At 49.7% G+C, this 12,482-nt stretch carries 11 protein-coding genes; 6 read left to right on the top strand and 5 right to left on the bottom strand.

What is annotated here, in order from left to right:
* Nucleotides 1-28 precede the first annotated feature (28 nt).
* Nucleotides 29-2,191 (bottom strand): hypothetical protein, encoded by a 2,163-nt coding sequence (locus ACES2G_RS15315; protein ID WP_347358187.1) that lies wholly within the window; start codon nt 2,189-2,191, stop codon nt 29-31.
* A 219-nt stretch (nt 2,192-2,410) separates the two neighbouring features.
* Between ACES2G_RS15315 and ACES2G_RS15320 the strand changes: the two genes are divergently transcribed.
* From ACES2G_RS15320 to ACES2G_RS15330, 3 genes are all read left to right on the top strand, one after another.
* Nucleotides 2,411-3,517, top strand: coding sequence for a hybrid sensor histidine kinase/response regulator (locus tag ACES2G_RS15320; RefSeq protein WP_347358188.1), 1,107 nt, complete (start codon nt 2,411-2,413; stop codon nt 3,515-3,517).
* 74 nt (nt 3,518-3,591) lie between these two features.
* The gene (locus ACES2G_RS15325; RefSeq protein WP_347358189.1) at nt 3,592-4,899 is read left to right on the top strand and encodes a pilus assembly protein; all 1,308 of its coding nucleotides are present in this window, start codon (nt 3,592-3,594) and stop codon (nt 4,897-4,899) included.
* On the top strand, nt 4,896-6,005 hold the full coding sequence (locus ACES2G_RS15330) for an ATPase, T2SS/T4P/T4SS family (RefSeq protein WP_347358190.1): 1,110 nt from the start codon (nt 4,896-4,898) through the stop codon (nt 6,003-6,005). Before ACES2G_RS15325 ends, ACES2G_RS15330 begins: the two co-directional genes overlap by 4 nt.
* 46 nt (nt 6,006-6,051) lie before the next feature.
* Here the strand turns inward: ACES2G_RS15330 and ACES2G_RS15335 are convergent, their stop codons facing one another.
* Entirely contained in the window at nt 6,052-6,477 is a 426-nt protein-coding gene (locus ACES2G_RS15335) for a hypothetical protein (RefSeq protein ID WP_347358191.1), read from the bottom strand.
* A 105-nt stretch (nt 6,478-6,582) separates the two neighbouring features.
* Entirely contained in the window at nt 6,583-7,353 is a 771-nt protein-coding gene (locus ACES2G_RS15340) for a DUF1266 domain-containing protein (RefSeq protein WP_347358192.1), read from the bottom strand.
* 84 nt (nt 7,354-7,437) lie between these two features.
* Between ACES2G_RS15340 and ACES2G_RS15345 the strand changes: the two genes are divergently transcribed.
* Entirely contained in the window at nt 7,438-8,097 is a 660-nt protein-coding gene (locus ACES2G_RS15345) for a hypothetical protein (RefSeq protein ID WP_374000671.1), read from the top strand.
* Between the two features lie 36 nt (nt 8,098-8,133).
* Here ACES2G_RS15345 and aspS read toward each other — a convergent pair whose 3' ends face one another.
* Nucleotides 8,134-9,948 (bottom strand): aspartate--tRNA ligase, encoded by a 1,815-nt coding sequence (gene aspS / locus ACES2G_RS15350; protein ID WP_347358194.1) that lies wholly within the window; start codon nt 9,946-9,948, stop codon nt 8,134-8,136.
* 180 nt (nt 9,949-10,128) lie between these two features.
* Between aspS and ACES2G_RS15355 the strand changes: the two genes are divergently transcribed.
* Both ACES2G_RS15355 and ACES2G_RS15360 read left to right on the top strand, forming a co-directional pair.
* On the top strand, nt 10,129-10,434 hold the full coding sequence (locus ACES2G_RS15355) for a polyhydroxyalkanoic acid system family protein (protein WP_347358195.1): 306 nt from the start codon (nt 10,129-10,131) through the stop codon (nt 10,432-10,434).
* A 9-nt stretch (nt 10,435-10,443) separates the two neighbouring features.
* Nucleotides 10,444-11,553: an RNA polymerase factor sigma-32 gene (locus ACES2G_RS15360; RefSeq protein ID WP_347358196.1), complete on the top strand. Its 1,110-nt coding sequence runs from the start codon at nt 10,444-10,446 to the stop codon at nt 11,551-11,553.
* Here the strand turns inward: ACES2G_RS15360 and ACES2G_RS15365 are convergent.
* Nucleotides 11,550-11,978: a hypothetical protein gene (locus ACES2G_RS15365; RefSeq protein WP_374000672.1), complete on the bottom strand. Its 429-nt coding sequence runs from the start codon at nt 11,976-11,978 to the stop codon at nt 11,550-11,552. The two genes, ACES2G_RS15360 and ACES2G_RS15365, sit on opposite strands and share 4 nt — an antisense overlap.
* Between the last annotated feature and the right edge of the window lie 504 nt (nt 11,979-12,482).

The raw sequence follows: 12,482 nt of genomic DNA on the forward strand, positions 1-12,482 counted from the left end.
CTTCGTTTATTTAACTGTTTTGTTGAAATTATCGTGTACCCGGAATTGGCGCAGTGCCTGTGCCCGTTCCATTGCCAATTGGAACTGGGATTGGGCTTGTGCCTGTACCGCCACCGATTGGTGTTGGCACAATTCCACCACCGATACCGCCTCCAATACCACCGCCGATTCCGATCGAGCCGCCACCGCCGCCCACACCGTATTGAACCTGCTGGATTCTATACAACAGACCGTAAAGCTCCTGCTGCAAGCTTGCCACAACCTGCTGTCTTTGCATTTGTTGTTGCATGTAAGACTGCTGCTGCTGGATGTACTGTTGGTATTGTTGCATCTGCATTTGCATCATTTGCTGTTGCATTTGCATCATACCCAAGCTGCCAGCCATACCGCCGGCCATTCCACCAGCCATGCCACCCATCATTGCTCCCGGATAAGCGCCCATCATGCCACCCATCATAGAACCAGGGTAACCACCCATCATGCCGCCCATGCCTGCCATACCGCCCATCATAGAGCCTGGATATGCGCCCATCATGCCGCCGCCAATTCCACCGACCATGCCACCTGGGAATGCTCCACCCATACCAGCCATACCGCCCATCATAGAACCAGGATAGCCGCCCATCATGCCACCCATACCACCTGGGTATGCGCCCATCATGCCGCCACCGATTCCACCGACCATACCGCCTGGGAATGCTCCGCCCATGCCGCCCATGCCACCCATCATAGAGCCTGGGTAACCACCCATCATCGCTCCAGGATATGCGCCAATAATTCCGCTAGCCAAAGCGCCCATACCCATCATTCCACCTGGGTAACCGCCCATCATACCGGCCATGCCACCCATACCGCCCATCATAGAGCCTGGGTAACCACCCATCATGCCGCCCATACCACCTGGGTATGCGCCCATCATGCCGCCGCCGAAACCACCAATCATAGCACCTGGGAATCCACCCATCATGCCACCCATACCGCCCATAGGTCCGCCCATGCCCCAAGGACCGGCCATACCCCAAGGACCCATACCAGGCATGTAGATACCACCACCCATGCCGCCCATACCAAGACCGGCCATCGCATATGGGTTACCCCACATACCATTGCCGTTCATACCACCGTATGGACCCATCATGCCGTAAGCACCACCATTGTTGCCTGCACAACCGAAGGCACCCGCACCGATACCACCGCCGATAGAGCCGTAGATACCGCTGCCACCATTGATCATCTGACCAACGCCAGTTCCAATCGCACCCAAACCGTAACCGTAGCCCGTGGAAGCCCAAGGGTCTGTCGGCCAACCGATATTAGAGTTCGCATCAGCAACCATTTGATTTGTTTTATAACCAAGGAAAATAGAACCAATACCCAAAGCCACGTTACCAACAACAGAACCCCAGTTTGTTTCTGGCTTCTGATACTGATAGCCGGAACCGCTGGCGATACAGTCGATGCAAACGCCACCTTCCAACTGCTCACGACGTTTTTCACGTTGTTCGTCAGCATAGTCTTCTTTGGCAATTTTAATGTCTTCTTTTCTGTTTTCGATCAAGGCCTTCAAAGCGTCGATTTCACGAGTCACTTTGTTGCGTTCAGCGTGGCCTTTTCTCATATCTGTCAGACCCTTCTTACAGTCTGCAGTTGTATAACGGCCTTTTTCGCCCTGACGATATTTTGGATTTTCACACACGGCACCTGATACAGAACCGTTTTTATTGGCATCGCACACACGCGCCCATTCCTGAATCTGGAAGCCGTACACTTCACGTGTTGCCGGCGCCTGAATGGAAGCATCACCTTCTTGCCCCTGAGCGATGAACTCGTCACCAGCACCCAAGCCTTTATACTCTTTACAGTTTACGTTGTTGGAGATGTGTTCAAACATGAACTCTGTGTAGTCACCGGAAACAACACCATTCACAGCATCACTGGAGCGCTTTAAAGATCTGTCGATCTTCTTGAGCTCGGACTGCTTCGACCGAAGCTGTTTCTGTGCTTCGCTGATCTCAGCTTGTGCTTCTTTGATTTCATCAAGATAGCTGGAGGAACCGGCGCCCGCGGAATAGTTATAAGGACATGCTTGCATGCCTCCGTACATTCCCGTACCCCACATTTGAGCTTGAGCACCACCTGCAATACTCATCACCAGTGTGACGGGAGCTGCAATGCGCATCCAAAACTTCATACACGATCTCCTGAAAAGGATAAAAATACTTCTATCGTCTCTATTATCGTCAGGAGTCGACTTGAACTTGACTCATTCTTGAGCAAAAGTATTGAAAGATTGTGAAACTAGACTGATGGCCAGCATAGTTTTCTGCAATTTTTCCGCATCGTCATCCATGACAACAGACCCGCACAAAATACTTTGCACAGATCTTTCCACAATCCTACACTAGCTTCTATGACTAAGCACACAATTCTTTGTGTAGATGATGAAATAGATAATGTAGATGCGCTTGAGAGGCTCTTTAGGAAGAAGTACACAGTACTAAAGGCCACCTCAGGAAAAGAGGCGCTGGCTGTTCTCGACGAACATCGAGGTCCTGTTGCACTCATCATCACAGATCAACGAATGCCGGAAATGACTGGAGTGGAATTCTTAGAGAAAACTCTGGAGTCTCATCCTGAGACAGTGCGAATTCTTCTGACCGGCTATACCGATCTTGAATCTGTCATCATGGCTGTGAACAAAGGTCAGATCTTCCGCTATCTGACAAAGCCGTGGGACCCGACCGATCTATCCAACACCGTAGAGCATGCGATCGACCGCTTTGCTCTGGGACAGGAACTAAAACAAAAAAATCAGGAGCTGGCACGCGCTCTGGATGACTTAAAAAGTCTGGACGTTGCGAAATCCAACTTTATGATTCTGATCAATCACGAACTCAAAACCCCACTGACTTCGATCTTAAGTTTTTCGTCGCTGCTGGCAGAATCCAAGCTGAATGACGAAGACAAACTGATGGTGAATCGAATCACAAAAAGCGCGGACCGCCTGAAGACGCTGGTGGATGACGTTCTGCTGGTGGTGCGGGCGGAAACCAATCAACTTAAGATCGACATGCAGCAGGTGGCATTCACGCAGTTTGATGAAGCCCTGTCTAAAGAAGTCGTGGATCTTATTGCCAAGAAACAGCAAAAACTTATCAGCAAGCTCGAACCGCTCTCTGTTCTGGCTGATGTTCGTCTGATCAAGCAGGTGATGCTACGTTTGATTCACAATGCGGCAAAGTTCGGAACCGACGGCAGTGAGATTCATGTGGAAAGCATGAAGAGCGGCAACAGCCTGCGCTTCCTGGTTTCCAATCTGGGACCGCAGCTCCCGTCCTCTGTTGCAGATAAGATCACGAAGCCTTTCTATATTGACGAGGATGTCATGCACCACTCCACCGGCACGGGGTTGGGATTGACGATTTGCCAGTCGATCCTGAAGTCCCACAAATCCACGCTGCAGTTTAAAAATACTGCACAAGGGGTGATGGTCTTCTTTGAGCTGCCTTTGGCCTGATTGTCCGAACATCGTCTATCACATCTAAATTTTGAGTCTTGATCTCTGCACGGGGTTTGCTTCTGAACCCCGCGATGAAACCACTTCTTATCGCTCTATTATTCTTTGGCATTTCCACGGCCGCAGCTCAGACGGAACTGACGTTGGGTCTTGGGGAACAAATTACATTAACGGTCAAATCCCAGGATCGGATTTGGATCCAGGACAGAAATATTCTGACCGCCGAAGGCCAGGGACACCGCCTGCAAATTCGCGGACGCCAAGAGGGGCAGACCACGATCAAGATCGGACCAGAACTCTATTCTGTTCAGGTTCTGCATCCATCCAAGAAAGCCGCTTTCAGCGCTTTGCAGTCGCAGTTGAAAAATCATCTTGGCCTGAAAGCGAATCTCAGTGAAGGAGACTTGCTGATTCAAGGTCATCTGTACCGTCTTCAAGACTGGGTGCGCCTTGCTGAATTTATGCAGGGTAAGAATCTTTCCTACCAAATGCGTGCGCATATGACAGTCGCACGTCAACAGGAAGCTCAAGCTTATTTTGAACAACTCCTTCAGAAGGCCAAACTGCCCCCGCAGACTTTGATCTTTGAACCCTCTTTGGAGGTTCGAGTCAGCGCCAGCGATCTGGCCTTTAAGAAATATGTAAAGCTGCTGACTTCCTATGGCATTCAGGTTCTGCGCGACGAAAACAGTTTGGATATAGCCCCCACTATCAAAGTACAAATCACTGTTGCTGAAATCAGAAAAAATCTGGCGATGAAATACGGACTGCAATGGCCGGAGGCTTATTCAGCCCGACTGCTTCCCACCGGGGGCTTTTCGCAGGATGAACTGCCGTTCAATCTGCGTGCAATGGAACAAAAAGGGCTGGGGAAGATTCTAGCCAGCCCCAACATCTTATGCCGCAGCGGCAAAGAGGCCGAATTTCTGGCCGGTGGTGAGTTTCCTATTAAAATTATGAACTATAAAATTCAGGACATCGTCTGGAAGCGCTATGGAATCTTACTTCGCGTAAAACCCAAAGCCGATGCCGCCGGTCGCATGAGCCTGTCGATTGAAACCGAAGTTTCCACCATGGACAAGGCCACCGCCGTTGGTGATATTCCCGGAATATTAACCAACCGAGTCTCCAGCCATTTTGATTTAACCCGCCCGCAAACGATTGCCCTTTCTGGTCTTATCAAAAATGAAGATGCCAAAGGCCATGAAGGACTGCCGTTCCTTTCCCGTTTGCCGATTTTAGGCGCTCTATTTTCCAGTAATGACTTTCTGGAAAATCGCACAGAGTTAGTTATCTTTGTACGCCCCTCGATCGTTCATGAGGGCGACGAGCAAGAAGAAAGCCCTCAGCATTTGAAAGCCTATCAAGGAGGCATTCAGTGATTGAAGAAGCCCAAAGAATCTATGAACGCATTCAGGAAGACATTCAACGCCTGCCTTTGAATGAGTTCTTACTGGGAAGTGATGACGAAAACCTGCTGCGCTCGCAACGGGTGGAAAATCTTTTGGCGACACACACCAAAAGTTCCTGTGAAAAAGTTAAAACCCGTGTGCTGGCGGAATTTCATTCTTGGGGACCACTGGAAGAACTGCTGGCTGACGACAGTATCACTGAGATCCTGGTGAACGGCCCTGGAGCAATATGGCTGGAACGCCAGGGACGGCTGCTGCGCCATCCGGATCATTTTTTCTCGGACCTGAGCTATCGCAATTTTTTGGATCGGATCAGTCATGCCGCCAAGGCCCATATCACCACTGAATTTCCCTGCGCGGATGGACGCTTTGGCGACTTCCGTCTAAGTCTGATCGGTGCCGAGCTGACACAGAACCAACCTCACCTGACCTTAAGACGTCATCCCAAGAACCCGTGGACTTTTGCCCGCCTGGCCGAATATCAATGGTGCTCGATGGAGCAACTCGATGCTCTGACCCGTCTTGTCGCTGAACGAAAGAACTTTTTGGTCGTCGGACCGACCGGTTCAGGGAAGACCTCAGTTTTAAATTCATTCTTAAACCTGATGCCGGACAACGAACGCCTGGTGGTGATCGAGGACACTTCTGAAATCTCATTACCGAATAATGCCAGCCTGAAGCTCTTAACACGGGAAGATCCACAAGGGGTTCTGCCTTCCGTCGAACAAGGACAACTGGTGCGCAGGTCTTTGCGTCTGCGCCCGGACCGTCTGGTCATGGGGGAAGTCCGCGGACCTGAAGCCAAAGATTTTTTAATGGCACTGGCCACTGGACACAGCGGCAGCTTCGGAACCCTGCACGCACAGGATGCGGCCCAGGCTTTGATTCGACTTGAAATGCTGATTCAGATGGGGGCTCCCCAATGGAGCCTGACTGCCATTCGTCGTCTTATTCAGATGTCTTTGGATTATGTTATCGTGGCAGAACGCGCACCGACGGGCCAGCGCAGACTCAAAGGTCTTTATCGTCTTTGTTCGTTGGAAGAAAATGGATTTCTGCTGGAAAAGGAAGTCTAAAACTAAAAACCCGGAAAGCGAGGGGCGCAATCCGGGTTTTTATTTATTAAGAAGCTTTAGTCGTGTCTGTTTGTGGAGTCAAAGGAGTGGCTTCCGCCCTTAAATCCTTTTCCACATAGAAGAGTCCTTCATTTTCGGTGGCTTTGGTAAAGGTCTCTTCAGACTTGGTCTGATCCCCTTCGCGCGCCACTGATTTCGGATTATTGAAGAACTTCTGATTCAGATCTTCAATCACCTTCAGCTTTTTCACTTCCACTGGATTTTTGTAAACGGGAGAGGCTTCCAGCTCTGGAAGCTGACCGGTTGCCCGCATCTCTTCCATTTGTTTGCTTAAGGTGATGCGATCCCCTAACGAGTTCTTGCCCATCGGACGCCCCAAGGCCAAAGCGCCGGGACGCGCAGGCTGGGAAGCCGAAGTATCAATCGCTCTTGTCCGGGCTGTCGCCGGCAGGATTCCGCTGATTTTTTCCATGTCACACCTCCGTGTGCGTGCTTGAAGTCCATCCTGGTCTTCACTTCACAGGAAACGTATCGGAATCGAACGTCTAAACTTGAGACGTAAAAAGGATTTCTGGACCTAAGTCCACGAAATAAACAGCCAAGGACTTGCTGGGTGCCCCAGAAGTTTTTCGCAGATGCTTTTCACGCGAGGATCATCCGCTCCGGACCAAAAGGTGCGGCCGATCAGAAAGCTCTGAGAAAAATCCATCCAATTATCAAACTTACCCTCAATAATCGGCGCCAGTTTCAAAACTTCTGACCACGCCTGAATGTCCGAAAGATAACCAGCTACAAAGCTCAAACGAACCAGATGAATGTAGCGAGAAGCATCCCAGGCTAAAATGCCCGGCTCTTTAAGATATTTATTTGTACGCTGAACCCACAACGCCAACTTGCTGTAGTCAGCCTCGCTCATCTGCAAATCCTGCCCGTCTTCCAGATCGAAGTTGAAAATCTGGCGAAACTTTTCCATGGAAACGGCATCAATACTGCCATCCTTCGGCAAAGAGGATCTCAAAACATTGAACTTGGTTCGATGGCCTTGGGTGCGGATAGCTTCCAAAGTTCTTTGGCAGGTCTCACGATCCACTACGCTCCAGAACTCTTCCAGAATACCGATACAGTCGGCTTTAATCTCAGGTCCGTAGTTCATATCCAAACGAAAGAAGTACTCACCGATCTCGTCCAGAACCTGCTCTTTGGTTTCCGACGAAAGCTCCTGGTTGTCGCCAAGGTCGTGTCCCAAAACTTGAAACAGCTCATCAAGAACTTGATTTTCCTCAACAAAAGGAGCACCCAGCGACATCAACTTTCGTTCAAGATCTGTCTCTGGCAATATACGCTGCATAAACTCCTCCTTCTTTTCAAACCCCAGCCCACACTTCCATTCAATTACGTTTTCAATGCCTTTTCAATGTGTTAGTTTCTTCGCATGTTAAAGAAGCTTCTGATGGCCGCCGTGGCCCTTTTCTTTATTCTCGCGGGCTCACTGATGCTGCTGATGGGTTATGTCTTCAACAACCCAGGCACAGTATTTAACGCCTTCAACTCGGTCGCTGATCGCTTCCTGCAAGGCGAAGCACATGAAGAAAATGAGGAATTTTTTCTGCAGGGCATGGAGGAGCTTCAGCTCTCTTCACGCCACGTGGAAATGGAAGTGCGAATATACAAAGGCAGCACACTAAAAGTTCGCCTGTCAGGGAAAGTTCCCCGCTTTGAAGCCGGGAAGTACATCCTGCAGACCACAGAAAAAAATCGTCTGCAGATCACCTTCCTGGAACCTCTGGCCAGCCATTGGATTCACATGAACGTCAACGGACAGGAACTCAGCAAAACAACAGATTCGCAGCTAAAGGCAGAAGTATATCTGCCAGAGTCGTACAAAAATCGAATTAACATTGAAACTCAGGAAGGCTCCGTCACCTTGCATCTTCCCAAAGATGCACTGTACGAGCTGGATCTGCAGTCTATACAGGGAGCCATCTCTAACAATCTGGAGCAGGCTGCCCCCGCTCAGGTGGAACCACAGAATGTCGGACATATTCAAGTCCGAACCGCTGGGGGGCCCATCACCGTTCAGCCTCAGGAATAAAAAACCCGCTTCTTCAGCGGGTTTTCTTTTTTCGAACTATGTCTTCTTGATATCTTCCAGATGTTTTTCAGCCATTGGGCTTAAGCGGATTCCCACTTCTGCCAACTGCTCACGGCTGACATCACTTGGACACTCGGACATCAAATCTGTCGCCTTCGCTGTTTTCGGGAAGGCAATCACTTCACGAATCGCATCCGTTTCACACAACAACATCACCAGACGGTCCATACCCCATGCGATACCACCATGCGGAGGTGTCCCGTACTTCAAAGCTTCCAGGAAGTAGCCAAACTTGTGCTGAGTTTCCTGCTCGCTCATACCCAACAAGCGGAACATCCCCTGCTGAATCTCGTTACGATAGATACGGATACTTCCGCCACCCATTTCATAACCGTTACAAACAAGGTCGTAAGCCTTTGCCAGCATCTTGCCGTAAGCCGCTTCGTTATTGTTGATCAAATCCTGCGCGAACTCATCCTTAGGGGATGTGAACGGATGGTGACGAGCCACCCAGCGCTTTTCATCTGGAGAGTACTCAAGCAATGGGAAGTCCACGACCCACAAGAACTTGTATTTGCTGTTGTCGATCAGATTCAATTCACGACCCAGATGCAAACGCAAAGTTGAAAGTGCCGCACAAGCCGTGTCGAAATCATCGCCCACGATCAAGGCACAGTCGCCAGCCTCACCACCGCAAGTTTTAAACATCTCTGCCAGCTTTTCAGGGCTGAAGAACTTGGAAACCGAAGAAGACAGGGTGCCGTCAGCCTCAGACTTGATCCATACCAAGCCTTTCGCGCCCGCACGTTTTGCCATGTCAGTCAGTTTATCCAGCTGACCACGGGAGTAGCTGCCACCTTTCGGAGCTGCGATACCACGAACGATCCCGCCACGTGCCAGAACATCGTCGAAGACTTTGAAGCCAGAACCCGTAACGACAGATTTCAGATCTTTGATTTCAATACCAAAGCGAGTGTCCGGCTTATCAATGCCGTATCTGTCCATCGCCTCTTGATAAGTCATGCGAGGAATTGCGCCCACGTCGATGCCTTTGATCTCTTTCCAGATCGTGCGCAACATTTTTTCGTTCATTTCCATGATGTCTTCCTGATCGATGTAAGACATCTCCATATCGATCTGGGAGAATTCCGGTTGACGGTCCGCACGCAAGTCTTCGTCACGGAAGCAGCGGGCGATCTGGAAGTATCTGTCGTAACCGGAGATCATCAAAAGCTGCTTCAACGTCTGCGGAGACTGAGGAAGCGCATAGAAATGGCCCGGGTTCACACGGGAAGGAACAAGATAGTCACGAGCGCCTTCCGGAGTGGATTTGTAAAGGATCGGAGTTTCAACTTCCAGGAAGCCATTATCAGAAAGGAAGCGACGAACCAACTGCGCCACTTTGTGACGAGTCATCAAGTGACCAGCCAGACGTGGAGAACGCAAATCCAGATAGCGATATTTCAAACGCAACATTTCATTGACATTCGTGTCGCTCACCTGGAACGGAGGAACTGCGGATTCATTCAGAATCTCACAACGAACAGCTTCAACTTCGACTTCCCCAGTTTTGATTTTGGCATTTTTCATACCATCCGGGCGAGCACGCACCACACCTTCAACGGCCAAAATGAATTCGCCGCGCAGATTTTTTGCAGAAGCTGTTTCAGGTTTATTGGGGTCCAGCACCACTTGAACGATGCCTTCACGGTCGCGCAAATCGATGAAGACCAAGCTTCCGTGGTCGCGTCGAACGTCAACCCAACCCATCAATACAACTTTTTGACCTGCCTGAGAAACGCTCAGACTTCCGCAATAATGTGTTCTTTTTAGCTCTTTAACAAACTTCATATGTCTACCTTGTTCGTTGGCCCAGATTTACATATTGTGCCATCCCAGTCAAAAACCATATTCTTATAACTTCCATAACAAAACCTTCAGAGAGCCCCCTCGACCCCCGGCATTCTGCTTCATTTACCCCAATTTCCACCGTATAATTTCAACTTCGCAACCTATCACTGTTGAGGTTATATGCCTAAATTTACGATTGATCATTCCAGCAGCCACTCTCCGGAAGAAGCTTACAAAAAGATTAAAGAATTCCTCTCGAACGATCAGGACATTCGACGCTTTGACCCAAAGATTCAGTGCTCTTTCGACGATGGAAGCAAATGCGCCAATCTTAAAGGATCCCAATTTAAAGCGGATATGGCCGTGGCCGCAGCTGGCGCAGGGAGCAAAGTCTCTGTCACGGTGGATCTGCCATTGATGCTGACTCCCTTCAAAGGTAAAGTCACCGAGACCCTGCAAAGGAAACTGGCTAAATATCTTGGCTAATCATTCATAATGGCGAAAACGAAGACAAAGACTTCTTCCCCTAGCAAGACCGCACCGGCAAAGAAAGCAGCTGCAAAAAAAACAGCTGCCAAGGCCCCGGTACGCAAGACAACCACAGTGGAATCCAAACCCGTGGTTGCAGAGCTGGTTGAGGACGTTCAAGCCGACGACATTCGCCCTGCTGAGGAAGCCGACAAAGCTTATACCGTCCCCACTCCAGAAGAAGATCTTCCCGAAGTCGAAGAGGACAACAAAGCCCTGACCCTGACGGATTCCTCAAAGGCCCTGACCTCGGCAGACCCGTTGGTCATGTACTTGAACGAGATTCGCCGTTACAAAGTCCTGACCCGCGAAGAAGAAATGGCTTTGGCAAAGAAGTACTTTGAAAGCAAAGATCCCGATGCCGCCCAAGCATTGGTGAAAGCCAATCTGCGTTTTGTCGTTAAAATTGCCGCCGAATATTCTAAATTTGGTTCCAAGATGATTGACCTGATTCAGGAAGGAAATGTCGGCCTGATGCACGCGGTTCGCGAATTCAACCCTTACAAAGGGGCCCGACTGATCACTTATGCCGTCTGGTGGATTCGCGGTTACATTCAGGAGTTCCTGATGCGTCAGTACTCCATGGTCCGCATCGGCACAACTCAGAATCAACGCAAGCTCTTCTATCAGCTACAAAAGGAAAAGGACGCCTTGGATGCCATGGGCATCGAACCCAACGCCGCCTTGATCAGCAGCCGCCTGGGTATTCCAGAGGACGAAGTCCGTGATATGACCATGAGAATGTCCGGTCGCGATGTCAGCCTGGACCGCCCTGTCGATGAAGACTCTGGCACCAGCTTAGGGGACCTGCAACGCAATCAATCCGATCAACCTTTGGATGAAGCCCTGGCTCACAATGAGCAACTGGAGATTCTAAAACAAAAGATCGAAGAAATCCGTCCCGAGCTTTCAGAGAGGGAAAAAATCATTCTGGATGAGCGCATTCTGAATGATGATCCTCTGACACTGCAGGAAATCGGCGAAAAACACGGCATCACCCGCGAGGCCGTCCGTCAGATGGAGGCCCGCCTGATGAAAAAGATCAAAGCCAAGATGGAAGAAAGCTCCGAAGACTAGGGAAACACGCCTCGCCCACGCAGATGCAAGACAATATCTTCCTGCGGAGTCAGCTCAATTTCCAAATCCCCACGATGCACACCGAAAGAGCGTGGTTCAAAGAAAACACGAATGCGGCATTGCTGTCCGCGGAACAGCAGTTGCGGGCAGTTGTCCCGGAAACTAAAGTCACTGCTGCCAGTCAGATCAAAGTCGTTGATGTAAATGGGTATATTGCCGTTATTGCGCAAATAGAAATTCGCGCGCGCCTCACGGAACAATCTCACTCTGCCAAAATTATAGAAGTAGTCCCTGTCTTGAGTCTGCATCTCATCACTAAAAACCACTTCATGATTTTCTTCGTAAGCAGTCTCCGACATGTCCTCTTGCGCCAAAACGGGAGAAGCGAGGAGAAGACCCAGGAAAAGACGTTTCAGGATTTTCATAAGCACCTCCTATCGCAATTCTGAAACGATGACGCAAGGACCGCAAAAGCATTTCCTTCCATGAAGTAAATTTCACTTCAAGGCTTGGCGGCAATCTGCCCCGGTGCCCGGGGCACAATGCCCCTGATACTTTCGCAGGCGTCCAAATAGAAAAAGGATCTCTTCATACGAAGAGACCCCTTTCTACCGAAAGATCACGTAAGCCGACTTTAGCGACTTGTGCTTCTTCTTTCGTTTCTATCTGTCTGAGGTCTTTGAGAATCTTTTGAACCCCTCTCAGAGGAAGGAGAGCGCTCAGTTCTTTCTGATCTGCCTCTTTCTTCTCTTTCTGATCTGTCTCTGGACGTATCAGGCTGTTGTGGCCTGTTGGTTCTTTCCGTACCCATAGGGTCCTCCTTGGCTTTTAATATAAGCTTGCTTGCTTATATTCTCTTCCTAAAGCAAAGCCCCTGCCATGAGCTATTTGACATATGTCAGAACGAAAAAACCTCCTGAGATACAATC

It is taken from the genome of Bdellovibrio bacteriovorus (genome assembly GCF_041888015.1).
Lineage (GTDB): Bacteria > Bdellovibrionota > Bdellovibrionia > Bdellovibrionales > Bdellovibrionaceae > Bdellovibrio.